At 73.8% G+C, this 24,393-nt stretch carries 23 protein-coding genes, 1 tRNA gene and 1 pseudogene; 15 read left to right on the plus strand and 10 right to left on the minus strand.

The features are described from left to right. Positions 1-191: 191 nt before the first annotated feature. Positions 192-947, plus strand: a complete 756-nt coding sequence (locus ABTY15_RS19985; protein ID WP_350593074.1) for a Tellurium resistance — start codon at positions 192-194, stop codon at positions 945-947. A 69-nt stretch (positions 948-1,016) separates the two neighbouring features. On the opposite strand, the gene ABTY15_RS19990 is transcribed toward ABTY15_RS19985, so the two are convergent. After that, positions 1,017-2,207, minus strand: coding sequence for a TerD family protein (locus ABTY15_RS19990; RefSeq protein ID WP_350593080.1), 1,191 nt, complete (start codon positions 2,205-2,207; stop codon positions 1,017-1,019). Positions 2,208-2,592: 385 nt separating this feature from the next. Between ABTY15_RS19990 and ABTY15_RS19995 the strand changes: the two genes are divergently transcribed. The 3 genes from ABTY15_RS19995 (at position 2,593) to ABTY15_RS20005 (ending at position 7,328) form a co-directional block, all read left to right on the plus strand. Next, on the plus strand, positions 2,593-3,786 hold the full coding sequence (locus ABTY15_RS19995) for an HpcH/HpaI aldolase/citrate lyase family protein (protein ID WP_350593085.1): 1,194 nt from the start codon (positions 2,593-2,595) through the stop codon (positions 3,784-3,786). A 144-nt stretch (positions 3,787-3,930) separates the two neighbouring features. Further along, on the plus strand, positions 3,931-6,423 hold the full coding sequence (locus tag ABTY15_RS20000; RefSeq protein ID WP_350593091.1) for a phosphoribosyltransferase: 2,493 nt from the start codon (positions 3,931-3,933) through the stop codon (positions 6,421-6,423). Further along, on the plus strand, positions 6,423-7,328 hold the full coding sequence (locus ABTY15_RS20005; protein ID WP_350593096.1) for an HAD family hydrolase: 906 nt from the start codon (positions 6,423-6,425) through the stop codon (positions 7,326-7,328). Before ABTY15_RS20000 ends, ABTY15_RS20005 begins: the two co-directional genes overlap by 1 nt. A gap of 19 nt (positions 7,329-7,347) precedes the next feature. Here ABTY15_RS20005 and ABTY15_RS20010 read toward each other — a convergent pair whose 3' ends face one another. Continuing rightward, positions 7,348-7,572, minus strand: a complete 225-nt coding sequence (locus ABTY15_RS20010) for an FmdB family zinc ribbon protein (protein ID WP_350593099.1) — start codon at positions 7,570-7,572, stop codon at positions 7,348-7,350. Between the two features lie 103 nt (positions 7,573-7,675). Beyond that, the gene (locus ABTY15_RS20015) at positions 7,676-9,046 is read right to left on the minus strand and encodes a coiled-coil domain-containing protein (protein ID WP_350593103.1); all 1,371 of its coding nucleotides are present in this window, start codon (positions 9,044-9,046) and stop codon (positions 7,676-7,678) included. A gap of 176 nt (positions 9,047-9,222) precedes the next feature. On the opposite strand from ABTY15_RS20015, the gene ABTY15_RS20020 reads away from it, so the two are divergent. Then, positions 9,223-9,294, plus strand: a tRNA-Val gene (locus ABTY15_RS20020). A 123-nt stretch (positions 9,295-9,417) separates the two neighbouring features. Here ABTY15_RS20020 and ABTY15_RS20025 read toward each other — a convergent pair. The 3 genes from ABTY15_RS20025 to ABTY15_RS20035 all read right to left on the minus strand — a co-directional run bounded on the left by ABTY15_RS20025 (position 9,418) and on the right by ABTY15_RS20035 (position 10,917). After that, positions 9,418-10,296 carry a metallophosphoesterase family protein gene (locus tag ABTY15_RS20025; protein WP_350593110.1) on the minus strand — a complete coding sequence of 293 codons (879 nt, stop codon included), beginning with the start codon at positions 10,294-10,296 and terminating at the stop codon, positions 9,418-9,420. Between the two features lie 127 nt (positions 10,297-10,423). Then, entirely contained in the window at positions 10,424-10,726 is a 303-nt protein-coding gene (locus ABTY15_RS20030; protein WP_502893543.1) for a DUF4190 domain-containing protein, read from the minus strand. Between the two features lie 35 nt (positions 10,727-10,761). Continuing rightward, positions 10,762-10,917 carry a hypothetical protein gene (locus ABTY15_RS20035; RefSeq protein WP_350593115.1) on the minus strand — a complete coding sequence of 52 codons (156 nt, stop codon included), beginning with the start codon at positions 10,915-10,917 and terminating at the stop codon, positions 10,762-10,764. A gap of 119 nt (positions 10,918-11,036) precedes the next feature. On the opposite strand from ABTY15_RS20035, the gene ABTY15_RS20040 reads away from it, so the two are divergent. The 7 genes and pseudogenes from ABTY15_RS20040 (at position 11,037) to ABTY15_RS20065 (ending at position 17,823) form a co-directional block, all read left to right on the plus strand. After that, a complete protein-coding gene (locus tag ABTY15_RS20040; RefSeq protein ID WP_350593121.1) occupies positions 11,037-11,666 on the plus strand; it encodes a TetR family transcriptional regulator in 630 nt (209 codons plus the stop codon). Positions 11,667-11,842: 176 nt separating this feature from the next. After that, positions 11,843-12,733, plus strand: a complete 891-nt coding sequence (locus tag ABTY15_RS20045) for a S1 family peptidase (RefSeq protein ID WP_350593128.1) — start codon at positions 11,843-11,845, stop codon at positions 12,731-12,733. A gap of 174 nt (positions 12,734-12,907) precedes the next feature. Further along, on the plus strand, positions 12,908-14,407 hold the full coding sequence (locus ABTY15_RS20050; protein ID WP_350593138.1) for a S28 family serine protease: 1,500 nt from the start codon (positions 12,908-12,910) through the stop codon (positions 14,405-14,407). A gap of 176 nt (positions 14,408-14,583) precedes the next feature. Then, positions 14,584-15,288, plus strand: coding sequence for a TetR/AcrR family transcriptional regulator (locus ABTY15_RS20055; RefSeq protein ID WP_350593146.1), 705 nt, complete (start codon positions 14,584-14,586; stop codon positions 15,286-15,288). Beyond that, positions 15,272-16,567: pseudogene (locus ABTY15_RS20060) on the plus strand (acyl-CoA dehydrogenase family protein); the annotation flags it as partial. The gene ABTY15_RS20055 and the pseudogene ABTY15_RS20060, both read left to right, overlap by 17 nt. Before the next feature lie 168 nt (positions 16,568-16,735). Continuing rightward, positions 16,736-16,906: a hypothetical protein gene (locus ABTY15_RS39800; protein ID WP_502893544.1), complete on the plus strand. Its 171-nt coding sequence runs from the start codon at positions 16,736-16,738 to the stop codon at positions 16,904-16,906. 17 nt (positions 16,907-16,923) lie between these two features. Further along, positions 16,924-17,823: an amidohydrolase family protein gene (locus ABTY15_RS20065; protein ID WP_350593155.1), complete on the plus strand. Its 900-nt coding sequence runs from the start codon at positions 16,924-16,926 to the stop codon at positions 17,821-17,823. Between the two features lie 53 nt (positions 17,824-17,876). Here the strand turns inward: ABTY15_RS20065 and ABTY15_RS20070 are convergent, their stop codons facing one another. Continuing rightward, the gene (locus ABTY15_RS20070; RefSeq protein ID WP_350593161.1) at positions 17,877-18,689 is read right to left on the minus strand and encodes an inositol monophosphatase family protein; all 813 of its coding nucleotides are present in this window, start codon (positions 18,687-18,689) and stop codon (positions 17,877-17,879) included. Positions 18,690-18,806: 117 nt separating this feature from the next. Here ABTY15_RS20070 and ABTY15_RS20075 point away from each other — a divergent pair, with 117 nt between their 5' ends. Next, positions 18,807-19,814: an Lrp/AsnC family transcriptional regulator gene (locus ABTY15_RS20075; RefSeq protein ID WP_350593167.1), complete on the plus strand. Its 1,008-nt coding sequence runs from the start codon at positions 18,807-18,809 to the stop codon at positions 19,812-19,814. Between the two features lie 159 nt (positions 19,815-19,973). Beyond that, complete coding sequence (locus tag ABTY15_RS20080; protein WP_350593173.1) at positions 19,974-20,399, plus strand: hypothetical protein; 426 nt, start codon at positions 19,974-19,976, stop codon at positions 20,397-20,399. A 38-nt stretch (positions 20,400-20,437) separates the two neighbouring features. Here ABTY15_RS20080 and ABTY15_RS20085 read toward each other — a convergent pair whose 3' ends face one another. The 3 genes from ABTY15_RS20085 to ABTY15_RS20095 all read right to left on the minus strand — a co-directional run bounded on the left by ABTY15_RS20085 (position 20,438) and on the right by ABTY15_RS20095 (position 22,646). Continuing rightward, positions 20,438-21,274, minus strand: a complete 837-nt coding sequence (locus ABTY15_RS20085; RefSeq protein WP_350593179.1) for an MmyB family transcriptional regulator — start codon at positions 21,272-21,274, stop codon at positions 20,438-20,440. A 47-nt stretch (positions 21,275-21,321) separates the two neighbouring features. Next, positions 21,322-21,804, minus strand: a complete 483-nt coding sequence (locus tag ABTY15_RS20090) for a DUF2269 family protein (RefSeq protein ID WP_350593184.1) — start codon at positions 21,802-21,804, stop codon at positions 21,322-21,324. A 143-nt stretch (positions 21,805-21,947) separates the two neighbouring features. Continuing rightward, a complete protein-coding gene (locus ABTY15_RS20095) occupies positions 21,948-22,646 on the minus strand; it encodes a 4'-phosphopantetheinyl transferase family protein (RefSeq protein ID WP_350593192.1) in 699 nt (232 codons plus the stop codon). 215 nt (positions 22,647-22,861) lie between these two features. Between ABTY15_RS20095 and ABTY15_RS20100 the strand changes: the two genes are divergently transcribed. Continuing rightward, complete coding sequence (locus tag ABTY15_RS20100) at positions 22,862-24,367, plus strand: choice-of-anchor A family protein (RefSeq protein WP_350593196.1); 1,506 nt, start codon at positions 22,862-22,864, stop codon at positions 24,365-24,367. Positions 24,368-24,393: the final 26 nt, after the last annotated feature.

Here is a 24,393-nt window from a genome sequence, read left to right on the forward strand (position 1 = left end):
GGGCGGCATGTTACGGGAGGGCGGCTTCGTCCCGCCAATCGACCCGCCGATCGGCCCTTGGCCGAACTCCGGGGGCCGCACGGGGTAGGGGAGGGGAGGGTTCGGGTATCCGTCGGGCGGGCCGATGCCCGATCATGGATCCGGCGGACGGGCCGTCAGATCGTCTGGCGCGAGCAGGGGGAGGGGACGGGATGGTCTCGATCTGGGAGTACCTGCGCGGGGACCGGAGCTACAGCTTCGACAACCCCGGGGGCGAGCACAAGGTCATACTCACCAAGAGGGCTCCGCAGCACGCGATCACCGGAGCGGCGGCGACCACCGGCTACCTCTACGTCAACCTGCACTGGACCACCCGCTCCGGGGTCGTCCGGCCGACCACGGGGGAGTCGTTCCGGCGCTTCTTCAGCCCGCGCATCCTCAGCCCGATGGAGCCGGACGCCTCGCAGAACGTGCAGCACAACGTCGACCTCGACCTGGCGTGCATGTACGAACTGACCGACGGGACCAGGGGCGTGGTGCAGCCGCTCGGCGGCTTCTTCGGCGACCTCCAGCAGCCGCCGTTCATCAAGCTGAGCGGCGACGACCAATACGGGGCGCCCTCCGGCGAGACGATGTACGTCAACCTGGAGAAGAAGGACAAGTTCAAGCGGCTGCTGATCTTCGTCTACATCTACGACGGCACGCCGGCGTTCGAGCAGTCCCACGCGGTGGTGACGATCGTGCCGCAGACCGGGCCGCGGATCGAGATCAAGCTGGAGGAGCGGGCCAGGGCGGCGCGTTCGTGCGCGGTGGTGCTGATCGAGAACGGCGGGGACAACCAGCTGACGGTGCGCCGTGAGGTGCGGTACGTCAGCGGGTTCCAGGCGGACATCGACCGGCTGTACGGGTTCGGGATGCAGTGGCAGCGCGGGTACAAGAACCAGTCGGGGGCGAGCGCTCCGGAGTAGGGGTGCCGCCTGTGCGAAGACCCCGCCGGGTGGGCGGGGTCTTCGGGTTGGTGGTTGGTGGTTGGCGGTTCAGCGGGGCTGGAACTGCGGGCCCTGGGGCGGGAGGACGAACTCCTCGCCGGTGGGCGGCCCGGGCTGCACCGGCTGCACCGGCTGGGCCGGCGGCGGGACGGGCGGCTGCTGGCCGGTGCCCGGGTGCGGGTAGCCGTAGCTGCCGGGGTGCTGCTGCGGCGGGACCGGCGCGGTCTGCTGCGGGTAGCCGTAACCGGTGCCCGGCTGGGGCTGGTGCTGCTGCGGGTACGGCTGTCCGGGCTGCGGGTAGCCGTAGCCGGTACCGGGCTGCTGCTGCGGCGGGTAGCCGTACCCGCCGGTCTGCTGCTGGGGGTAGCCGTAGCCGGTGCCGGGCTGCTGGGCCGGGGGCCCGGGCGGGGTCGGCGGCGCTACCGGGGGCACCGTGGGCGGTGAGACCGGCGGCGGGGGCGCGGTCTGGCCGGTGGTCGGTGCCACGGTGGGCGGCGGCGGGGTGGCCGGCCCGTTCGCGGCGGCGTGCGGCTGCGGCTGCTGGTGGGGCTGGGCCTGCGGCTGCGGGACGGCCGGGGCCAGGGTGAAGGTGCCCGGCTCAGGCCGGGCGGCCGGGCGCGGGTCCGGCAGCGGGGTGCTGCGCGGGTCGACGGGGGCGGGTGTCGGGGCCTGCTCCGGGGCGGCCTGCGCCTCGTCCTCGACGGTGATGCCGAAGTCGGTGGCCAGACCGATCAGGCCGGAGGTGTAGCCCTGGCCGATCGCGCGGAACTTCCAGGTCCCGGCCCGTCGGTACAGTTCGCCCGCGACCAGCGCGGTGACGTTCTCGGCGTCGACGATGGCGAACTCGGCGAGCGCGGGCCCGCCCTCGCCGGTCGCGGCGTCGAAGAGCAGCAGGCGCAGCCCCGGCACGGCGCGGAAGCTGCCGCCCTCGGAGGAGCCGGCCAGGACCACCCGGTCCACGTCGGCGGGCAGCTTGGCCAGTTCGACCTCGACCGTGTCGATGATCTCGGCGCCGCCGGAGGTCTGCTGCTTGGGCAGGTGGCGGACCAGGCCGGAGGGGTGCCGCGGCTGGTTGTAGAAGACGAAGTCGGCATCCGAACGGACCCTGCCGTCGGCACCGAGCATGAGCGCGGACGCGTCCACGTCCGGCGCACCGGGCGCGGCGCTCCAGCGCAGCACGGCGCGGACCGCCGCCGCCGGCAGTGCGATGTTGGCGCCCTTGGCCATCACGTGCGTCATAGCGGACCATCCTGCCTGTTCGCCACCCCTTCGGACAACGTGACCGAAGCCGTCGGGGCCGTGTCGGACTTTGCCAATCCTTGCGCTTGTCCGGGGTTGCCACCGGTTCTGCCGGAGATCGGTGACATGGACGGTAACGTTCCGGGAACTCCGGGACCCGGAACCGCGAACGGCCGGATCCCGTCCGTACGATGGGGCGGTCGAAACGCCCTCGGGGGGTCCGGCGAAGGGGGTTCACCAGCGCATGACCGGGAACCACCGTGCCCGGTGGACCGGTTAACCCTGGTGTCGTCCCGCTACGCCCCGCTCGACCGCGGTGCCCCCGCCCGGGCCGCCGCACGCCCCGGAGTGCACCGGAGGCCGTCCACCCCCTGAGGAGAGCACCTTGCGCCATTTCGGCCACCTCGCCGACGACGTCCGCGGCCGGCTCTTCCTCGAACAGCCGCGGCCGTTCACCGCGCAGAGCGAGCCGGCGGTGCTCGCCACCGCCCTCGGCGGCACCCTCTACAGCCCGGCCACCAGGCCCGCGCTGGCCGCCGACATCCGCAAACAGGCTGGTCGGGGCGTGGTCTCGATGGTGCTCTGCCTGGAGGACGCGATCGCCGACCACGAGGTGGACGCGGGCGAGCGGAACCTGGTCGAGCAGCTGGGTGACCTGGTCAATGATTTCACCGACTGCACACAGGATCACCCCCTCCTCTTCATCAGAGTTCGTGCGGCCTCCCAGATCGTCGACCTGGCGCGGCGGCTCGGCCCGGCCGCCGCGCTGCTCAGCGGCTTCGTCCTGCCGAAGTTCACCGCGGAGAGCGGCGGCGCGTACCTGGCCGCCCTCGCCGCCGCCGAGGCCGCCACCGGGCGGCGGCTGTTCGCCATGCCCGTCCTGGAGTCCCCCGAGCTCGCCCACCTGGAGACCCGGCGCGAGCAGCTGTTCGGCATCGCCGCGCTGCTCGCCGAGCACCGGGACCGGATCCTCGCCGTCCGGCTCGGCGTCACCGACCTCTGCTCCGCGTACGGCCTGCGCCGCTCGCCCGACCTCACCGCCTACGACGTGGCGCTGGTCGCGGCGGTGATCGGCGACGTGGTCAATGTGCTCGGGCGGGCGGACGGCACCGGGTACACCGTCACCGGGCCGGTCTGGGAGTACTTCCCGGTCCAGGAGCGGATGTTCAAGCCGCAGCTGCGCCGCACGCCGTTCGCCGAGGCCGCCGGGACGGCCGTCGCCTCCGGGGAGGAGGTCCGACGGCGGATCATCGAGCACGACCTGGACGGGCTGATCCGGGAGGTCGAACTCGACCGGGCCAACGGCCTGCTCGGCAAGACCTGCATCCACCCCAGCCACGTCCCCGCCGTGCACGCCCTCTCGGTGGTCACGCACGAGGAGTACTGCGACGCCCGGGACATCCTCCGGCAGGAGCAGGACGGCGGGGGCGTCCTGCGCTCGGCTTACACCAACAAGATGAACGAGGCCCGGCCGCACCGTGCCTGGGCGGAGCAGGTGCTGCGGCGGGCGTGGGTGTTCGGGGTGGCCCGGGAGGACGTCAGCTTCGCGGAGCTGCTGTCGGCCTGCCTGTGCGGGTGAGGTGCTGTTGTCGTCGAACCCGCTGCACCGATCCGTTGACCGCACTGATCCGTTGACCGTACTGATCCGTTGAACGCGCCGATCCGTTGACCGTACTGATCGGCTGAACGCACCATCGCACCACCATCGAAGGCAGGGCCAGCAGTGATAGCACAGCAGACGTGGACCGGCCGCTGGGTCGCCGACCGGACCGGCATCGGCCTCACCGGCTCGGACCGCCTCCCCGAACTGGTCGGCCTGGCCCTGCGCGAGAACCCCAGACGCGCCCACCTGCTGGTCTCCACCGTGCTCGGCAAGCACGTCCCGCAGCGGCCCTCGGTCGTCCTCGACGCCGGGTACGCCCTCGGCCGCCGGGTCCGCACGCTGCTCGGCCCCGAGGCCGCCGCCCGGGCCGTCGTCCTCGGCTACGCGGAGACCGCCACCGCCCTCGGCCACAGCGTCGCCGACGGCCTGGACGCCCCGTACCTGCACTCCACCCGGCGCCCGGTGCCCGGCGTCGCCCCGGTCGGCGGCTTCGAGGAGGAGCACTCCCACGCCACCAGCCACCTGCTGCTCCCCGCCGACCCCGAACTCCTCGCCGGGGGCGGCCCCCTGGTACTGGTCGACGACGAGTTCTCGACCGGCCGGACCGTCCTCAACACCATCCGCGCCCTGCACGCCGGCCACCCCCGCAGCCACTACGTGATCGTCGCCCTGGTCGACCTGCGCTCCGCGGTCGACCGGCGCCGGCTCGACGAGACCGCCGCCGAACTCGGCGTCCGGCTCGACCTGGTGGCCACCGCCGACGGCGCCGTCCGGCTGCCCGCCGACATCCTGGACCGCGCCCGACAGCTGATCGCCGAGACCGGCCCGGCCCCGCAGCTCCCGCCCGCCGCGCCCGCCCCGCTGGTCCGGGCCGCCCTGGACTGGCCCGCCGGACTGCCGGACGGCGGCCGGCACGGCTTCACCGGCGAACACCGCGCCGAACTCGCCGCCGCCCTGCCCCGGTTGGCGCAGCAGCTGGCCCGGGCGCTGCCGGCCACGGCCGAACGCGTCCTGGTGCTCGGCTTCGAGGAGCTGATGTACGCGCCGCTGTGCCTGGCCGCCGCGCTCGCCGAGCACCTCGGCGGCGACCGGGTGCGTTTCTCCACCACCACCCGCTCGCCGGTCCTGGCCGTCGACGACCCCGGCTACGCCATCCGCACCCGGATCGCCTTCCCGGCCCACGACGACCCGCAGGACGCAGCCCCGCGCGAGCGCTACGTCTACAACGTCGCCCAGGGTGACGATCCGGCCCGCCGGTTCGACACCGTGGTGCTGGTCGTCGACGACGTCGCCGACACCCCCGCGCTGCACGAGGGCGAGCGGGCGCTGCTGACCCAGCTGCGGCAGGTCACCGACCGGGTGGTGCTCGCCGTCCTGCCCTCGCACCGGCCCGCTGCTCTGCCGGTGGAGGAACCCGTGCTGCCCGAGCCCGGGCTGCCGGGAGAGCCCGCGCCGGAGGAACCCGTGCTGCCCGAGCCGTTGCGTGGTCCGGCGTTCTCCTCCTACCGCCCCGACGAGGTCGGCTGGCTGCTCAAGGACCTCTCCGGCGTGGCGCTCGAAGCCCCCACCGAGGAGCGCGAGGAGGCCGTCCAGAACGGCGGCGCGCACTACGCCGAGTCGCTGCCGGTCGAGTACCAGCCCAGCCCCGAGTACCAGGAGCTGTTCCACCAGGCGCTGCGGGTCTCCGCCCGCCGGATCGCCCTCGCCGTCGGCACCGTCGCCGAGACCCTGCTGCGCGAGCGCGGACCCGGGCTGGTGCTCGCCTCGCTCGCCCGGGCCGGCACGCCCGTCGGCATCCTGATCCGCCGCTGGCTCGCCTTCGCGCACCGCCTGGACGCCCCGCACTACGCGGTCTCGATCGTCCGCGGCCGGGGCATCGACCCGGTCGCGCTGCGCTACCTGGCCGCCCGGCACCACGCCCCCGACGTGGTGTTCGTCGACGGTTGGACCGGCAAGGGCGCGATCACCCGCGAACTCGCCGACGCCCTGGCCGGCACGCCGTTCTCCGCCGACCTCGCCGTCCTCGCCGACCCCGGCCGCTGCGTGCGGACGTACGGCACCCGCGACGACTTCCTGATCCCCTCCGCCTGCCTCAACTCCACGGTGTCCGGCCTGGTTTCGCGCACCGTGCTGCGCGCCGACCTGATCGGCCCGGACGACTTCCACGGCGCCAAGCACTACACCGAACTGAGCGGCGGCGACGCCTCCGCGGCCTTCCTCGACACCGTCGCCGACCACTTCGCCGCCGTCCGCGACGAGGCCGCGGCCGCCGCCGACCGGCTCGCCGCGGACGGCGACCGGGCACCCGACTGGGCCGGCTGGGCCGCGGTCGAGGAGATCAGCGCCGGGTACGGCATCGACAACGTCAACCTGGTGAAGCCCGGCGTCGGCGAGACCACCCGGGTACTGCTGCGCCGCGTCCCCTGGCGGGTCCTCGCCCGCCGGGGCGTCGGCGCCGACCTGGACCACGTCCGGCTGCTGGCCGCCCAGCGCGGCGTCGAGGTCGAGGAGGTCGAAGGCCTGCCGTACTCGTGCGTCGGCCTGATCCACCCCCGTTACAGCCGGGGCGCAACCGGCGCCTCCGGTAAGGCCGTTCTGGTGAAGGAGTCCTGATGGTCCCGATGCACGCGGACGCGCGCGGCGCGGCAGCCACGGCAGCCGCAGCCGGCGTCCTGGTGGCGAGCGACCTCGACCGCACCCTGATCTACTCCAACCGGGCGCTCGCCCTGGACGTCCCCGACCGGCTCGCGCCGCGGCTGCTCTCCGTCGAGGTCCACGACGGCAAGGCGCTCTCGTTCATGACCGAACAGGCCGCGGCGCTGCTCGTCGAACTCGCCCGCGAGGCCTGGCTCGTCCCCGCGACCACCCGCACCCTCGCCCAGTACGAGCGGATCAACCTGCCCGGCCCGACACCTGGTTGGGTCCCCGCGTACGCGGTCTGCAGCAACGGCGGGCAGCTGCTCGTCGACGGCGTGCCCGACCCCGACTGGCGCGCCGAGATCACCGCCCGGCTCGCCGCCGCCTCCGCGCCGCTGGCCGAGATCGTCCGGCACCTCGCCCTGTGCGCCGACCCGGAGTGGACGCACAAGCGCAAGACCGCCGACGACCTCTTCGCCTACCTGGTCGTCGAGCGCGCCGAGCTGCCGGACGGCTGGATCGACGAACTGACCGGCTGGTGCGCCGAACGCGGCTGGACGGTATCCCTCCAGGGCCGCAAGGTCTACGCCGTCCCGGCGCCGCTCAGCAAGAGCGCCGCCCTCGCCGAAGCCGTCCGCCGCTCCGGCGCGACCACCGTGCTCGCGGCCGGCGACTCGCTGCTCGACGCCGACCTGCTGCTCGCCGCCGACGCCGGCTGGCGGCCCGGGCACGGCGAACTCGCCGACCGCGGCTGGACGGCCCCCGGCGTCACCGCCCTCGACGAGGTGGGGGTGGCGGCGGGGGAGGAGATCGTCCGGCGCTTCCTGGCCCGGGTACGGGGCGAGGCCCCGGCCCCGGCCGTCAGCCCTGCGGCGTTCTAGCTGTATTGACCGGAGAGCTCTAGCCGCAGCACCCGCCGCCGCAGCAGCCGCCCCCGCCACCGGAGGCGGGGGCCTGCCGCGGCGCGCCGGCGGAGGCGGCACCGGTGACGGCGACGGCGGACAGCAGCTTCACGGTGTCCTCGTGGCCCTGCGGGCAGACGGCGGGGTCGCCGGCCTGGGACATCGGGCGGCGGAGCTCGAAGGTGGCGCCGCAGGAGCGGCAGCGGAAGTCGTAGCGTGGCATACCGGCAGGGTACCCAGGCGGCACAGCGGTAGGCCCTACGGCTGTGCTCTTACCGCCGTGCCCTACCGCTCTGCTCCCACCGCCGTGCGCTTACCGTCGTGCCCTACCGGTGGCCGCCGCCCAGGTCGCCGCGGATCAGCTCGATCACCCGCGCCGCCGTCTCCCGCACGCCCGCCAGCTCGGTCAGGAAGTGCCAGTAGTCGGGGTGCCGGCCGGCCGCCTCCAGGGTGGCCACCGCCCGGTCCAGCCGGGCCACCGCCTCGTCCAGCGGCGCGGCGTGCCGGGGGTCCGGCGCGCTGCGGCCGGCCATCGCCAGCCGCTGGGCGTCGCGCAGCGCGAAGCGGGCCCGCTCGACCTCCCGGTTCGGGTCGTGCTGCACCTCGTTCAGCTGCCGCAGCCGGTCGTTCACCGCGACCACCGAGCCGTCCGCCGTGTCCAGCAGGGCGCGCACGGTGCCGATCGCGCTCGTCGCGTCCGCCCAGCGCTGCTCGTCCCGGGCCCGCGCCGCCTCCGCGAGCTTGCGCTCCGCCGCGCGCCCGGTCTCCGCCACCTGCTCCTCGACCCGCTGGAGGTCCTGCCAGCAGGCCGTGCTGAACCGCCGGCGCAGCTCGCTCAGCGCCGGCTGGACCGTCGCCGCCTTGGTCTCCAGCGCCTGGATCCGGGTCCGCAGGCTCGCCACCCGGCGGTCGATCTCCCGCGCCCGCTCCGGCAGCTGCCCGGCGTCCGCCGCGATCGCCTCCGCCCGGCGCCGCACGTCCTCGGCCCGTTGCAGGGTCGGCGCCACCCCGTGCCGCGCCGGGCCCTCGTTCAGCCGGCCCAGCTCCGGCGCCAGCTCGGCCAGCCGGGCCGCCAGCTCGTCCGCCCGCAGCCCGGCGCCGCGCACCTCGTCCAGCGCGTTGCTCGCGGCGAGCAGCGCCCGCTTCGCCTGCTCGACCGCCGGGGTGACCCGCATCAGCTGCTGCTCGGCGTGCTGGAGGGTCGGCTGCAACCGGCGCAGGAAGTCGTTCAGCTCGGCGCGGGCCGAGCCGAGCTGACCCTTCACGTCCTCCAGCCGGCGCCGGGCCTGCGCCGCCGAACCGGCGTCCAGGGCCTCGTCGTCCAGGTTGTACGCGTCCAGCGCGCCGAGGTAGTTCACGGTCACCTGGTCCACCCGGCCGGAGATCGCCGCCAGGTCCGCCAGTGCACGCTGCGCCGTCGCCTCGTCCTCGGCCGCCCGGACCGTCTCCACCGCCAGCTGCACCTCGCGCTGCGTCGAGTCCAGCTCGTAGAAGGCCTCCTGCGCCGCGTCCCGGGCCGCCTTGGCGTCCGCCCGCACACCCTCCCCGCTGCGCCGCCCCCACCAGCCGCCGCTCCCCGCCGACGCCAGCCCGACCGCCCCCAGCGCACCCGCCAGCACCACCGGCAACACCAGCGCGTCGGCCAGCGCACTCCCCGCCCGACGCCACCCCCGCCCGCTCCCGCCGGCCACCGTCACTGCGCGCTCCCTGCTCCGACCCGCTGAATCCGCCCCCCATTCTTCCCGATCACCCCCCACCCCCGGCACCCCCACCCACCTCCCCTTCCCCCGCCCCCTCCCCCCACCCGCACCCCACCACCCCCCGGGACCAGGTACCCTAGGCACTCGTCGTACCCCCACCGGGCCGCGACGGGGGGCGCGTAGCTCAGTGGTAGAGCGCTGCTCTTACAAAGCAGATGTCGGCGGTTCGAAACCGTCCGCGCCCACAGACGAGAAGGGCCAGTTCGGAGGAGCGATCCTCACGAACTGGCCCTTGATCGTTCCTGGGATCGAGGACGAGCTTGCGGCGGTCAGCGAGGCGGCACGGCAGCCGACGTGGCCGCCGGGACCTACGCCTGTGGGAAGACCTCCCGCAGCAGCGGGTCGGGCAGTCCGCGCTTGCGCCACTCGCGCGGGTAGCCGAGTGAGACCTCCTCGAAGCGGACGCCGTCGTAGCTGGTCTTCCGGGGGATGTGCAGGTGGCCGTAGATCATCGCCGCGGTGTTGAAGCGGCGGTGCCAGTCGGCCGTCAGTTCGGTGCCGCACCACTGGGCGAACTCGGGGTACCAGAGGATCTCGGTGGGGTGCCGGACCAGCGGGTAGTGGTTGACCAGGACCAGCGGCAGGTTTGGGTCGCAGGCCGCCAGGCGCTGCTCGGTGAGCCGGACGCGCTCGCGGCACCAGGAGTCGCGGTCCGGGAACGGGTCCGGGTGGAGCATCCGTTCGTCCGCGCAGACCACGCCGCTCTCGTAGGCGGCCGCCAGGGACTCCTCCTTGGTGGTCGTGCCGGGGGCGCGGAAGGAGTAGTCGTAGAGGAGGAAGAGCGGGGCGACCAGGGCCGGTCCGCCGGCGCCCTGCCAGAGCGGGTACGGGTCCTCGGGTGTCACCACGCCGAGGTTCCGGCAGAGTTCCACGAGGTGGTCGTAGCGGGCGACGCCGCGGAGCGTCACCGGGTCCTCGGGGTGGGTCCACAGCTCGTGGTTGCCGGGTGCCCAGATCACGCGGGCGAAGCGTTCGGCGAGCAGGCCCAGTGCCCACTCGATGCTGCCGGAGTGCTCGGCGACGTCCCCGGCGACGATCAGCCAGTCCTCGGGGCCGGTCGGCTGGATCTTCTCCACCAGGTCGCGGTTCTCCTGGTAGGAGATGTGCAGATCGCTCACGGCGAGCAGGCGGCCACCCGCCCCGGTGGGCTCCGGCTGTGCGGCGTCGCTGCGGTACTCGGTAGTCACTCCTGCCCCCTGTGGTCACCCGGCCGTAGTCGCCACAGTACGGGGCGGACCGGTCGCGCGGGGCGGGTTGACGCGATCAGTCGTTCGAAAGGTCGGTTCGGTGGCCGGGCGCCCGGCCGGCGGATGCTCAGCCGCCGAACTGCCAGAGCGTGCCGTGGGAGGAGACGGTGGTGGCGGCGAGGATCGCCAGCGAGGCGATGCCGAGGAGCAGGCCGAGGACGGCGCGGCCGCGTCGGCGGGTGCCGCGGACGAGGGCCAGGGTGGCGAGGGTGATGGCGAGCGGTCCCAGGGCGATGTTGAAGAGCAGCAGCCCGGGGAGGCCGAGGAGGAAGGAGGCGACGGCCAGGTTGTCGGCGTCGGTGGCCTTCTGGCGGGTACCCGCGGGGGTGCTCACGCGGGTGTCCATGGCGGTGTCGATGGTGGTGTTCATGGCGGTGGCGATCCCTCTCTGGTGTCGGGCCGGGGTCAGCGCTGCCGCAGGCGGGCGAGGCCCTCGCGGGCGCCGAAGGCGAGCAGCCAGGCGGTGATGGCGGCGGAGGCGGTGAGGAAGACCGGGAGCGAGGTGTGGGCGGCGGCGCCGATGAGGACGCCCATGGCGACCAGGGCGGAGAACAGGATCACGGCTGGCCCCTCCGGCTGTGGTGGCGGTGTCGACCATTTCGGTTGACAAGTGTTCACTGACTTCGGTCCCACTGTACGCCGGGTGGCGAAGTTCGGCAAACACTTGTTTACTGAATGGCGTGAGTCACACCGTTGGGGCCAGACAGGCCCAGAAGCAGCAGAGTCGGCGGGCGTTGCTGGACGCGGGTCTGCACCTGTTGGCCGACCAGAACCTGGCGAGTCTCGGCGTCCGCGAGGTCACCCGGGAGGCCGGGCTCTCGCCGGCCGCCTTCTACCGGCACTTCCCCGACCTCGCCGCGCTGGGCGTGGCGCTGGTCGAGGAGTCGCTGGCGAGCCTGCACGTCATGATCCGTTCGGTGCTCGCCGGGGCGGGTGGTGCCGAGGAGCTGATCGACCGCGCGGTGGACGTGATCGAGCGGCACGTCCGCGAGCACCGGCCGCACGTGCGCTTCCTGGCGCGCGAGCGGCACGGCGGGGTGCGGCAGGTGCGCGAGGCGATCGACGCCGAACTCGGCCGCTTCGCCGCCGAGGTGGGCGCGGCGCTGGCGCTCCAGCCGGTCTCGCGGGGCTGGAGCGAGGAGGACCTGCGGATGCTCGCCGAGTTGTACGTGGACCACATGGTCTCGACGGCGGCCGCCTTCCTGGAGGCGCAGGAGACCGACCCGGACCGGGAGCCGCGGATCGCCGCGACCGCGCGGCTGCAACTGCGGCTGATCAGCCTCGGTCGGCGGCACTGGCAAGGGGGTTGACCACAGCGCCCCGGCACCCGGTACCCCGGCCGCGGGGCTCGGCACCCCCGGTCGCCGGCGCCGGCGACCGGGAACGCGCCAATGTGTCCCGAGTGACCTCCTCGGCGTGGCGGGACTCTTGACAGTGGGTCATGTCCGCGACAGCTTTGGTGGACCCCCACACCGAGAGGTCTCTCATGAAGAAGCCGCTCATAGGCATGCTCGCCACGCTCCTGGTCGCCGGGGCCACTGCCCTGACCGGAGCCCTCCCGGCCCAGGCCGCCGCCCCCACGGCCCAGGCCTCCACCGTCCAGGCCCCCGCAGTCGCCGACCACCAGGCCGCCGCGCCCCTTGCCGCCGTCAACTTCGCCGGGACGGTGGCGCTCAGCAACTGCTCCGGCTCGCTGGTCCGGATGCCCGGCTCGGCCGCGACCGACCCGGCGCTCATCCTCTCCAACGGCCACTGCCTGGAGTCCGGTATGCCCGGCCCCGGTCAGGTGGTCGTCAACCAGCCCTCCAGCCGCACCTTCACCCTGCTCAGCTCCAGCGGCAGCCGACTCGGCACCCTGCGCGCGAGCAAGGTGGTCTACGGCGCCATGACCGACACCGACGTGTCGATCTACCAGTTGAACACCACCTACTCCGCGATCCAGTCTCGGTACGGGATCGCCCCGCTGACCATCTCCGCGAGCCACCCGGTGCAGGGCACCTCGATCAAGGTCGTCTCCGGGTACTGGAAGAAGATCTACTCCTGCTCGATCGACGGCTTCGCCTACCGGCTGCACGAGGCCGACTGGACCTTCAAGGACTCGGTCCGCTACACCTCCGGCTGCGACATCATCGGCGGCACCTCGGGCTCGCCGGTGGTCGACGCCTCGACCGGCCAGGTGGTGGCCGTCAACAACACGATCAACGAGAGCGGCGAGTCCTGCACCCTGGACAACCCGTGCGAGGTCGACCAGAACGGCACGGTGACGGTGCACCAGGGCATCGGCTACGCCCAGGAGACCTACGGCATCCCGGCCTGCTTCGCCGCCGGCAACAAGCTCGACCTGACCCGGTCCGGCTGCGCCCTGCCCCGCCCGTGAGGCCGGGCCGGACGGAACCGGAGCGACCCCACTGACCAGCACCTTTCCCCGATGGGCCACCCGCGACCGGCGGGTGGCCCATTCGGCCGTCTACCGGGCGGCCGCCGCACCACCCGCACCGCAGAGTTGTGCCGACAAGGCAGCTGTCATGTCCGTTGACCCGATGGAGAGTTGATGACCACCACAGTGAGAAGGCTGCTGGTTTCCGTCCTGTTGATACCGCTGCTGGCGATCGGCGGTCTGGCGACCCCGGCGCTGGCCACCGGCGCGCAGGGGGCCGAGGTCGCCCAGGGGGCCGGGGCGGCCCAGGGCCGCAGCGTCGCCGACGACCCGAACGCCGACATCAAGGCCCGGCTGACGGCGATCCCGGGGGTGACCTTCACCGAGGAGAAGCCCACCACCACCGGCCACCGCTACTTCCTGTTCACCTACACCCAGCCGATCGACCACTTCCGCCCCTGGCTGGGCACCTTCCAGCAGCGGTTCAGCGTCCTGCACCGGGGCACCGACCGGCCGACCGTCTTCTACACCAACGGCTACACGCTGGGCACCAACCCCTCGCGCACCGAGCCGACCCGGCTGGTCGACGGCAACCAGGTCTCCATCGAGTACCGCTTCTTCACCCCCTCGCGCCCCGACCCGGCGGACTGGACCAAGGCGGGCATCCGCGAGCAGGCCGCCGACTCGCACGCGCTGGTGACCGCGCTCAAGCGGATCTACCAGCGTGAGTGGCTGTCCACCGGCGCCAGCAAGGGCGGCATGTCCTCCACCTACTACCGCCGGTTCTACCCGGACGACATGGCGGGCACGGTCGCCTACGTCGCGCCGAACAACACCGACGTCGAGGACTACGCGGCCTACACCGACTTCTTCCAGAACGTCGGCACCCCCGAGTGCCGGGCCGCGCTCAACGCCGCCCAGCGTGAGCTGCTGGTCCGCCGCGACCGCCTGGAGACCCGCTACGTGGCCGACAACAAGGCGGCCGGCTCCACCTTCGGCACGCTGGGCACCACCGACCGGGCGTACGAGGCGGGCGTGCTCGACGTGGTCTGGGCGTTCTGGCAGTACAGCACCGAGGCGGACTGCGCCAAGGTCCCGGCGGCGGCCACCGCGACCGACGACGAGCTGTACGCGTGGTTCGACGCGCAGTCCGGCATCACCGGCAACAGCGACCAGTCACTGGCCAAGTACACCGCGTACTACTACCAGGCCGGGACGGAGCTGGGCGCGCCCTACTTCGACGTCTCCTACCTGAAGGACCTGCTGCACTACGACTACAAGGAGTTGTACGCGCCGCGCTCGTACGTGCCGAAGGACATCCCGATGACCTTCAACAAGAACGCGATGCGGGACATCGACCGCTGGGTGAAGCACCACGCCGAGCGGATGATGTTCGTCTACGGCGGCAACGACCCGTGGGGCGCCAAGCCGTTCGAGCTCGGCCGGGGCAGCGAGGACAGCTACGTCTACACCGTGGCGGGCGGCAACCACGGCTCCAAGATCGAGAAGCTGCCGGCCGAGGAGTCGGCGGAGGCGACCGCCAAGGTGCTGGAGTGGGCCGGCCTGGCGGCCGACCAGGACACCGCGCGCTCGCTCGCCAAGACGCCGTACCAGATCCCGCCGTTCGGTCCGCTCGACGAGGAGGGCCAGAAGCTGGAGCGCAACCCGCTGTAGCGGACGCGGGCACCCGTACCGCTGACAGGGCCACCCGCCGGACCGAGTCCGGCGGGTGGCCCGTTTCGTGCCCGCCGAGCCCTTCCTGCCGAGCCCTCCCCGCCGAATCCCTCTCCGCCGAGCCACTCCCCGTCGAACCCCTCCCCGAAGCAGTGAATCAGTGCTTCAATGCTTCCATGGCCTACCGACGCACGCCCGCCGTCCAAGCCCGCCTGGACGCCCAGCGCGAGGCGGTGCTACAGGCGGCCGTCGGGCTGCTCGCCGAACGCGGTTACGGCGGCTGCACGATGGCCGCGGTGGCGGACCGCGCCGGGATCGCCACCGGCAGTCTCTACCAGCACTTCGCCAACAAGGCCGAGCTGTCGGTGCAGTTGTTCCGCCGGGTGGTCACCCGCGAGATGGCGGCGGTCAACGCGGCCGTCGCCCTGCGCGGGACCCCGCGGGAGCGGATCGCCGCCGTCGTCGAGACCTTCGCCACCCGCGCCCTGCGCGCGCCCCGGCTGGCGTACGCGCTGCTGGTCGAGCCGGCCGACGCGGTGGTGGACACCGAACGCCTGGTGTTCCGGCGGGCGTTCCGGGACGTCATCGCCACCGAGATCACCGCCGCCGTGGCGAGCGGCGAACTCCCGCAGCAGGACGCGGTGTTGACCGCGGCCGCGCTGGTCGGCGCGGTCGGCGAGGCGCTGGCCGGCCCGCTCGCCGCCGCGCCCGGAGCTCCCGCGCCCGGAGCTCCCGCATCCGGAGCTCCCGCACCCGCCGCGCCCGAACGCGGCAGCACCACCAGCGACAGCACCACCAGCGACACCACCACGGCGGTGGTCCCCGCCCTGGTCTCCTTCACCCTGCGTGCCCTGGGAGGACGCGATGACAGCGACGCATGAGGTCACCAACCAGGTGCCCCTGCCGTACGGACACGACACCGCCGCCGACCCCACCCTGCTCGCCGCCCTGCACCGGGCCGGCGCCGGCTGGGCCGAGCCCGAACTGCACGAACTCGGCCGCCTGGCCGGCTCCGAACAGGCCGCCGAGTGGGGTCGGCTGGCCAACGAGAACCCGCCGGTGCTGCGCACCCACGACCGCTTCGGCCACCGCGTCGACGAGGTCGAGTTCCACCCGTACTGGCACGAGCTGATGCGCACCGCCGTCGCGCACGGCCTGCACGCCGCGCCCTGGCGGGACGACCGGCCCGGCGCCCACTCGGCGCGCGCCGCCAAGTTCTTCGTCTGGGGCCAGGTCGAGGCCGGTCACACCTGCCCGGTCTCGATGACCTACGCCGCCGTCCCCGCCCTGCGCGCGAACCCCTCCCTGGCGGCCGAGTTGGAGCCGCTGCTGGCCTCGACCGAGTACGACTTCGGGCTGCGCGAGCCGCGCACCAAGCGCGGGCTGATCGCCGGCATGTCGATGACCGAGAAGCAGGGCGGCTCGGACGTCCGCACCAACACCACCACTGCCGTCCCGCACGCCGACGGCACCTACCGGCTCACCGGGCACAAATGGTTCACCTCGGCGCCGATGTCCGACCTGTTCCTGACGCTGGCTCAGGCGCCGGGCGGGCTCAGCTGCTTCATGCTGCCGCGGATCCTCCCCGACGGCACCCGCAACCGCCTCCGGCTGATGCGGCTCAAGGACAAGCTCGGCAACAAGTCCAACGCCTCGGCCGAGTTGGAGTACGACGGCGCGGTCGGCTGGCTGATCGGCGAGGAGGGGCGCGGGGTGCCGACCATCATCGAGATGGTCAACATGACGCGCCTGGACTGCACCATCGGCGGCGCCTCCGGCATGCGCTACGGCGCCACCCGGGCGGTCCACCACGCCCTGCACCGGCGGGCGTTCGGCAAGGCGCTGGTCGACCAGCCGCTGATGCGCAACGTGCTCGCCGACCTGGTGGTCGAGTCCGAGGCGGCCACCGTGGTGGCGATGCGGCTGGCCCAGGCCACCGACCTCGCCCTGGCCGGGGACGAAACCGAGGCGCTGGTACGGCGGTTGGGCCTGGCGGTGGCCAAGTACTGGGTCTGCAAGCGAGGGCCGGCACACGCCGCCGAGGCGCTGGAGTGCCTGGGCGGCAACGGCTACGTCGAGGAGTCCGGGATGCCCCGGCTCTACCGGGAGGCGCCACTGGTGTCGATCTGGGAGGGCTCCGGCAACGTCGCCGCCCTGGACGCACTGCGCGCCATGGCCAAGCGCCCGGAGACGGTCGAGGCCTTCCTCGGCGAACTCGACGCCGCCGCCGGGGCGGACCGCCGGCTGGACGCGGCCGTCGCCGCCCTGCGCAAGGAGCTCACCGACCTCACCGACCTGGAGTACCGCACGCGCCGGCTGGTCGAGTCGATGGCGCTGGCCTTCCAGGGCTCGCTGCTGGTCCGGTACGGCAGCCCGGAGGTGGCCGACGCCTTCTGCGCCACCCGCCTCGGCCGGGACCACGGCGCCGCGTTCGGCACCCTGCCGCCCGGTCCGGACCCGACGGAGATCATCGAGCGCGCCCGCCCGGTGCCGGCATGAGCGAGGCTCAGGAGGTCATGAGCGAGGCAGCGGAGGTCCGCGCCTTCTGGCAGGCCCTCGGACTGCCCGGCCTGGTGGACGTGCACACCCACTTCATGCCGAAGAACGTCCTCGACAAGGTGTGGGCCTACTTCGACGCGGCCGGGCCGCTGGTGAACCGCCCGTGGCCGATCACCTACCGCGAGGCCGAGGCCGAACGCGTCCAGCGGCTGCGGGACTTCGGCGTCCGGGCGTTCACCGCGATGCTCTACCCGCACAAGCCGGGCATGGCCGGCTGGTTGAACGCCTGGGCCGCCGACTTCGCCGCCCGCACCCCGGACGGCCTGCACACCGCGACCTTCTTCCCCGAGCCCGGCGCGCCCGGGTACGTGGCGCGGGCGATCGAGGACGGCGCCCGGGTGTTCAAGGCGCACCTCCAGGTCGGCGGCTACGACCCGACGGACCGCCGGCTGGACGAGGTCTGGGGGCTGCTCGCCGAGAGCGGCACCCCGGTGGTCACCCACTGCGGATCGGGGCCGGTGCCGGGCAAGTTCACCGGCCCCGGCCCGATCGGCGAGGTGCTGGACCGGCACCCCGGCCTGGTCCTGGTGGTCGCCCACCTCGGCATGCCCGAGTACCGCGACTTCCTCGACCTCGCCGAACGCCACCCCGCCGTGCGGTTGGACACCACCATGGCGTTCACCGACTTCGTCGAGGCCGACGTGCCGTTCCCGCGCGCCGAACTCCCGCGCCTGCGCGGCCTCCAGGATCGCGTGCTGCTCGGCAGCGACTTCCCCAACATCCCGTACCGGTACGTCCACCAGCTGGAGGCGCTGGCCGGGCTGGGCCTGGGGGAGGAGTGGCTGCGCGCCGTCTGCCACGACAACGCGGCGGCGCTCTTCGGGCTGGACGCGGCGGGCTCGGCGGGCTCGGCGTGACCGACCCCGGCGTGACCGACCCCGGCGTGGTCGGCCTCGGTATGACCGGCTGATCACCGCACCGCGCGCAGCACCGCCAGCGCGTCCGCGTGCAGCCCGGGCGCGGCGGCGAGGAGGCTGTCGGAGCCGGCCGTCCAGGCCGCCCCGGTGGCGTCCGTCACCGTCGCGCCCGCCTCGCTCGCGATCAGCGCGCCGGGCAGCAGGTTGCCCGCGTCCCGGCCGTACTCCCAGAACAGCCCCAGGTGCCCGGAGCCGACCTGGGCCAGCTGCAACGAGGTCGGGCCGAGGTTGCGCACCGCCAGCACCGCGCCGGCCAGCGCCGACAGCGACTCGCCGGCCCGGCGCAGCGCCACCGGGTCGGCGGCGACGAACGGCGGCTGGCTGGTCCCGGCGACGGTCGCCGCTAGCTCGCGCGGCAGCGGCGCCACCGGGCGGTCGTCCAGCCGCGCCCCGCCGCCCAGCACCGCCCGGTAGGTCCGGCCGCCGGCCGCTTCCGGGGCGTGCACCACGGCCAGCACCGCCACGCCGTCCCGGACCAGGGTCGCGGTGACCGCCCAGTGCGGGTGCCCGAGCAGGTACTGCACCGCGCCGTCGGTGGCGTCGCACAGCCACCACTCGCCCTCGGCGGGCACCGAGCCGTCCAGCTCCTCCGGCACCCACCCGGCCTGCGGGCGCAGTGCGCCCAGCCGCTCCCGCAGCTCGGCGGCGGCGGGGTCGTCCACCTCCGCGAAGCGCGCCATCGCCTCCGCCAGGGTCGGCGCCGGGGTGGGATCGACGGGTCGTCGGGCCGCCAGCTTCGCCCCGACCTCGCGCACCGCCGCGGTCACACCGTCCGCCAGCGTCCACAGCTCCGTCGCCGTCTTCATCGCCGTACTCCCTCGTGCTCGCCGCGGCCGGACCACCCGGCCGCCGAGGACAAGGAGTACCGTCAGGGCTGCCGAAGAAGACGCTCAATGCCGCGAGAACGACGGAGATCGGACACCATGGACCTCTCCACCGCTGATCCGGACACCGTGCTGGACACCCTGGACCGCCGCCTGGTCTGCGCCCTCCAGGTGGACGGACGGGCCGAGCCCGGCCGGATCGCCGAGGTGCTGGGCGTGTCCGCCCGGACCGTCACCCGCCGCCTGGCCCGCATGCAGCAGGCCGGGGTGCTGCGGGTGGTGCGGCTGCCCGACGTCGAGGACAGCGCCGTCGGCGCCCTCCTGTTGCGGGTCCGGGTGCTGCGCGGCGCGGTGGACGCCATCGCGCAGGCGCTGGCCGACCGCCCCGACGTGCCGTTCGTCGACGTGATGCTCGGCGGCCACGAGGTCGGCGCCGTCATGCTGAGCGACGCCGGGGCCCGTGACCGCCTGCTCTACGGACAGCTGCCCGCGACTGCCGCCGTCACCGAGACCACCACCCACGCCGTGCTGCACGCCTTCGCCGACGCCGGGCAGTGGCAGGCCGGTTACCTGAGCGCGCCGGAGGCTGCGGCGCTCGCCCGGCCGCACGTGCCCCGCCCGGCCGCGCCCCCACCGCTGGACGGGCTCGACCGCGCGCTGCTGGCCCGGCTGTCCGAGAACGCCCGGCAGTCCCACGCTGCCCTCGCCGCGGCGGTCGGCGCCCCCGAGTCGACCGTTCGCCGCCGGCTGCACCGGCTCGACGAGGCCGGGCAGCTGCGCACCCACGCGACCGTCGACCCGCAGCTGCTCGGCATGGCCGTGGACGCCAACCTCTGGCTGGACGTGCCGCCCGGCCGACTCGCCGAGGTCGGTACGGCGCTGGCCGGGCACCCGCTGGTGCACGGGGTGTTCGCCACCAGCGGCCCGCACAACCTGCTGGCCGTGGTGTTCTGCGCGGACCACGGCGGGCTGTACCGCTTCCTGACCGACACCCTCGGCCCGCTCGGGGTCACCCGCGCGGAGACCACGATCACCGCCCGCGCGGTGAAACGGGCGGGCGTCCCGCTGCGCCGCCCCGGCGCCGGCGCCCGCCCGCCGAGGGCCTGAACGCCGAAGCCTGAACGCCGAAGCCCTGAACGCGGAGGCCCGGAAGGCAGCATGACCTCCGGGGTAATCGACGCCTGCCGGACGGCCCGGCAGGGTGGAGGCATCCGGTCGGCGCCACGGCCACCGGGATCCGAACCCCCCTCAGGAGGCTGATCCGCCATGTCCGCGAACACCCTCACGCCCGCCCGCCCCACCGCCTCCGTCCTCTCGCTGCGGAGCGTGCGCGGCGTGCTCGCCCTGGATGCCCTGGTCACCGGTGGCAACGGCCTGTCCTACCTGGCCTTCGCCGGTCCGATCGGCGACCTGCTCGGCATCGGCCGGGCCACCCTGCTGGACCTCGGCGCCTTCCTCACCGTCTACGCCCTCGCGGTCGGCGTGCTGGCGGCCCGTCGGCAGCCGCCGCGGCTCGCGGTGCGGACGGTGATCGACCTCAACGCGGCCTGGGTGGTGCTCAGCCTGGTGGCCATGGAGCTGTGGTTCGAGCCGACCGGCGCCGGGTTCGTCTGGATCCCGTTGCAGGCCGCGGTGGTGGCCCTGTTCGTGGGCCTTCAGTTCACCGCCCAGCGCCGCGCGGACCGGTCCTGACGCGCGAACGGTCCTGACAGACGACCGGTCCTGACGTGCTACCGCTCCGACCCCACCGCGGACTGCAGGAACTCCACCGTCCCCGAGTCGGCCGGGAGGAAGGTCTCCATGGCCAGCTCGGAGACGGTCACGTCCAGCGGGGTGTTGAAGGTCGCGATGGTGGAGAGGAAGGACAGTACCCGCCCCTCGTGCCGGATCCGCAGCGGCAGCGCGAACGGGAACAGCTCGGTGGCCTCCGCCCGCTCCCCGTCCGAGGCCGTGCCGCCGGCCGGCTCGGGGTAGCCGCGGACCTCCTCGTACAGCTGCCGCAGCGGCTCCGAGCGGACCAGCTCGATCTGGCGCTCCATCCGTTCCAGCAGGTGCCCGCGCCACTGCCGGAAGTTGACGATGCGCGGGGCCAGTCCGTCCGGGTGCAGGGTGATCCGCATCGCGTTGAGCGGCGGTTGCAGCAGCTCCGGGGTGACCCCGGTGAGGATCAGCCCGAGTGAGCGGTTGGCCGCCAGCACCCGGAAGGCCCCGTCGACGACCAGCGCCGGGTACGGGTCGTGGGCGGCGAGCAGGCGTTCCATGCCGCCGCGCAGCGCGGCCATGGACGGGTCGTCCAGCGGCGTCTCGGGGTAGTGCGGGGCGTAGCCGGCCGCCAGCAGCAGGGTGTTGCGCTCGCGCACCGGGACGTCCAGTTGCTCGGCGAGCCGCAGCACCATCTCCTGGCTCGGGCGGGCCCGGCCGTTCTCGATGAAGCTGATGTGCCGGGCCGAGGAGTCGGCTTGCAGGGCCAGTTGCAGCTGGCTGAGCTGGCGCCGTTCCCGCCAGCCGCGCAGCAGCACGCCGACCCCGGTCCCCGCCGTGCTTCCCATCCCCGCCATGATCGTCATGGTTCAGGACGGTACTGGACCGGGGCCCGCGCCCGGCAGTGGGCGTCTCAGACGCCGGTGCTCGACCCCGGCCGGATGACCATCAGCACCACGACCACCGCCCACAGCAGGTTGAACACCCCGGCCGTCATGGGCAGCAGCCGCAGCCCCTGGACGGCCTTGGTGTGCTGCTCGTCCCCGGCGTCGAGGGCGAGCGCGTCCACCGCGGCCTGCTGCCCCGGCAGCACGAAGAGCAGCAGCGAGAGCGCGGCGATGCCGGTGAGCACCATCGAGACGATCAGCCAGGACTGCCCGATCACGTCCATCACCTGCGCCAGGCCGATGCCGAGGACCGGCACGGCGACCCCCAGCAGCGCGTAGACCTGGGTGATCCGGTGCAGGATCCGCAGCACGCCGGCGTCCGAGGCCTGGTCCGGTCCGCCTGCCAGTGCGGCCTTGGCCCGGCGCGGGAACATGCTGACGGCGACCGCGACCGGGCCTATGAACAGGACCGACGCGAGGACGTGCAGGCTCAGCAGGAACTTGGCCATGGCGGGGACACCCTTAATCCGGCGGTGGGAGCTGGTACGGCGGAGCGTCCGGTTCCGGCGCACCCGCGATCAGGCACGCTAACACCGCTTATCCGCCGGCCCGCCGCTCGGGTGGGCGCACGTGACCGGCCCCCGCGGCCGGCCTACGCCAGCTCCACCACCTGCGGTGCGGCGGTGCTGACCGCCGCCACGGCCGCGCCGTGCGCCGGGTCCGTCCAGTCGAGCAGGTGCAGGTCCTCGAAGCGGCCGCGGGTCGGGGCACCGGGCGGCACCTCCAGCGGCAGCGCGGAGAGGTCGACGGTGGCCAGGGTGTCGAGCGTCGCCCGGCCGATCTTGATCAGCGACTCCTTGCGCACCCACTGCCGCAGGAACGCCAGGTCCGGCTCCGGGGCCGCCTCGACCAGGGCCAGCTCGGCCGGGGTGAGCACTCGGCGGGCGACCGCGCGCAGCGAGCCGCCGCGCGCGGCCAGCTCGACGTCCACGCCGACCGGCTGGTGTCCGGCGCCCGCCGCGACCACGCCCCGGGTGTGCGACAGGCTCACGTGCACCCCGGGGTGGTCCGGCAGGTACGGCTTGCCGTGGTCGGCGAGCCCGCAGTCCGGGCAGTGCTGGGCGAGGACGAGTTCGGCGGCCGGGACCCCGAGCAGCCGGGCGGCGCAGAGCCGGACCAGTACGTGCCCGGCGGTGAAGTCGATCCGCCCGGACTCGTGCCGGAAGCGCCCGGCGCGCTCGCGCTCGACGGCGGTGAGCAGGTGCTCGCCCGCCTCGGGGTGCTTCAGCACGGCGTCGGAGGAGGCGACGGCGACGAGCGGCGCGGGCCGGTCCTGGGGCTCGGTGGTCATGCCCCCAACCTAGCCGGGTCGCCGCCCGGAGGTTCGGGGCAGGTCGACGGCCCGGACCGCCGTTCAGCTGATCTTCGGATCATGTCCGAGGGTCAATAGGGTGTGAATCGCCCGATTTGGGGTTGGATGTCGCGCCTTCATGGGATTGCCAGACAACAACACCGAGTACGGCAGGTCGCGGATGCCTGCCTCTTCCATGCGCGGAGGATGTGTCGATGGGTCAGGGCACCGGTACGCCGGATCACAGAACGACCGCGGTGCGGGGGCCGCGGGCCGGCCACGGGCGCCGGGCCGTCCAGGTCGCGGTGGCGACCGCCGTCGCCGCACTGCCGCTGGCCGTCGTGCTGACGGCCGGTTCGGCCGCGTCGCTGGCCCCGCCGCTGGGCGCCTGCACCGGGCCCGCCTGTCCGTCGACCTGGCCGCCGCCGCACAACGGCGACTTCGGCGGCCGGGACTCCACCATCAACGTGTTCACCGGCGGGAACTACACCGTGAACGGCCGCGCGGCGGAGGCCGAGGGCAAGATCGTCGCGCTGGGGGACCTGACCGTCGACAAGAGCCAGGGCGGCGTCTACAACATGGGCGTGGTCGGCGTCGGTTCACGGGTCCCGCCGCCGAACGGCAGCGACTTCGTCACGGTCGGCGGCAGCGTCGGCGTGCGGAGCGGCAACCAGATCCTGATCGGCAGCAGCGACTCCAAGGGCCCGGCCTTCGGCAACCTCCGCTACGCCGGGACGCTCTCCGGCACCGTCAACATCGACCCCACCGGCCAGGCGCTCAAGGATCCGGACGCCGCCGCGCCCTACGAGACGGTGCTCACCCAGATCGAGGAGGCCTCCGCCTGCGCAGGCCGGGCCACCGCGACCGGCAGGGTCACCGTCACCCGCAGTGAGGCCACCTTCGCCGGTGACGGCACCAGCGCGCGGCAGGTCTTCAACGTCACCCAGGACCTCGGCTCGGCCACCCGGACGATCGGCCTGGTCTTCACCGGCATCCCGGCGGGCGCCACGGTGGTGGTGAACATGCTCGGCGACAACCCGATCATCAACACCTACACCGGCACCGGGCTCGCGGGGGACCCGACCACCGAGATGCGCTCCAGGCTGATGTGGAACTTCCCCACCGCGACCACGGCCCAGATCCTCGGCAGCGCCCAGTTCCAGGGCTCGGTCATGGCCGGCAACCCGGGCGGCACCACGACCGTCGCCCAGCCCGGCATGAACGGCCGGGTCTACCTGGCGGGCAACCTGATCCACACCGGCACCGGCGGCTACGAGATCCACAGCTACCCGTTCGACGGGGACCTGCCGGACTGCCGGACCTCGCCGAGCCCGTCGCCGACCTCCTCCTCGCCCTCGCCGTCCAACTCCCCGTCGCCGACCCCGACCTCCCCCAAGCCGACCCCGACCTCGCCCCGGCCGACCAGCCACACTCCAACGCCGCACCCGACGAGCCACACCCCGACGCCGCACCCCACCAGCAGCTCGGCCTCGCCCTCGCCGAGCTCCTCGACCTCGGGCCCGGCTCCGACCAGCCACGAGCCGACCAGCCACCACCCGACCGGTCACCCGTCCACCAGCCACCACCACGGTGGCGGCGGTGAACTGCCCTCCACCGGCTCGGGCAACGCCCCGGTGGTCCTCGGCCTGGCCGGTGTCGGCCTGCTCGGCCTCGGCGGTCTCGCCGTCCTGGTCGCCCGCCGCCGCGGCCGCCACAGCTGACCGGCGCTGAGCGCAACGACTGACCG

The sequence above is a fragment of the Kitasatospora sp. NPDC097643 genome (assembly GCF_040302625.1).
Taxonomy (GTDB): Bacteria; Actinomycetota; Actinomycetes; order Streptomycetales; family Streptomycetaceae; genus Kitasatospora.

Excerpts from the sequence above, each read along its gene's own strand:
- ABTY15_RS20005 (WP_350593096.1), top strand. The coding sequence starts at position 6,423 with ATGGTCCCGATGCACGCGGACGCGCGCGGCGCGGCAGCCACGGCAGCC.
- ABTY15_RS20080 (WP_350593173.1), top strand. The coding sequence starts at position 19,974 with ATGTCCGCGAACACCCTCACGCCCGCCCGCCCCACCGCCTCCGTCCTC.
- ABTY15_RS20100 (WP_350593196.1), top strand. The coding sequence starts at position 22,862 with ATGGGTCAGGGCACCGGTACGCCGGATCACAGAACGACCGCGGTGCGG.
- ABTY15_RS20075 (WP_350593167.1), top strand. The coding sequence starts at position 18,807 with ATGGACCTCTCCACCGCTGATCCGGACACCGTGCTGGACACCCTGGAC.
- ABTY15_RS20095 (WP_350593192.1), bottom strand. The coding sequence starts at position 22,646 with ATGACCACCGAGCCCCAGGACCGGCCCGCGCCGCTCGTCGCCGTCGCC.
- ABTY15_RS20090 (WP_350593184.1), bottom strand. The coding sequence starts at position 21,804 with ATGGCCAAGTTCCTGCTGAGCCTGCACGTCCTCGCGTCGGTCCTGTTC.
- ABTY15_RS20055 (WP_350593146.1), top strand. The coding sequence starts at position 14,584 with ATGGCCTACCGACGCACGCCCGCCGTCCAAGCCCGCCTGGACGCCCAG.
- ABTY15_RS19985 (WP_350593074.1), top strand. The coding sequence starts at position 192 with ATGGTCTCGATCTGGGAGTACCTGCGCGGGGACCGGAGCTACAGCTTC.
- ABTY15_RS20010 (WP_350593099.1), bottom strand. The coding sequence starts at position 7,572 with ATGCCACGCTACGACTTCCGCTGCCGCTCCTGCGGCGCCACCTTCGAG.
- ABTY15_RS20070 (WP_350593161.1), bottom strand. The coding sequence starts at position 18,689 with ATGAAGACGGCGACGGAGCTGTGGACGCTGGCGGACGGTGTGACCGCG.
- ABTY15_RS20085 (WP_350593179.1), bottom strand. The coding sequence starts at position 21,274 with ATGACGATCATGGCGGGGATGGGAAGCACGGCGGGGACCGGGGTCGGC.
- ABTY15_RS39800 (WP_502893544.1), top strand. The coding sequence starts at position 16,736 with ATGGCGCTGGCCTTCCAGGGCTCGCTGCTGGTCCGGTACGGCAGCCCG.
- ABTY15_RS20030 (WP_502893543.1), bottom strand. The coding sequence starts at position 10,726 with ATGAACACCACCATCGACACCGCCATGGACACCCGCGTGAGCACCCCC.
- ABTY15_RS20050 (WP_350593138.1), top strand. The coding sequence starts at position 12,908 with ATGACCACCACAGTGAGAAGGCTGCTGGTTTCCGTCCTGTTGATACCG.
- ABTY15_RS20065 (WP_350593155.1), top strand. The coding sequence starts at position 16,924 with ATGAGCGAGGCAGCGGAGGTCCGCGCCTTCTGGCAGGCCCTCGGACTG.
- ABTY15_RS19990 (WP_350593080.1), bottom strand. The coding sequence starts at position 2,207 with ATGACGCACGTGATGGCCAAGGGCGCCAACATCGCACTGCCGGCGGCG.
- ABTY15_RS20045 (WP_350593128.1), top strand. The coding sequence starts at position 11,843 with ATGAAGAAGCCGCTCATAGGCATGCTCGCCACGCTCCTGGTCGCCGGG.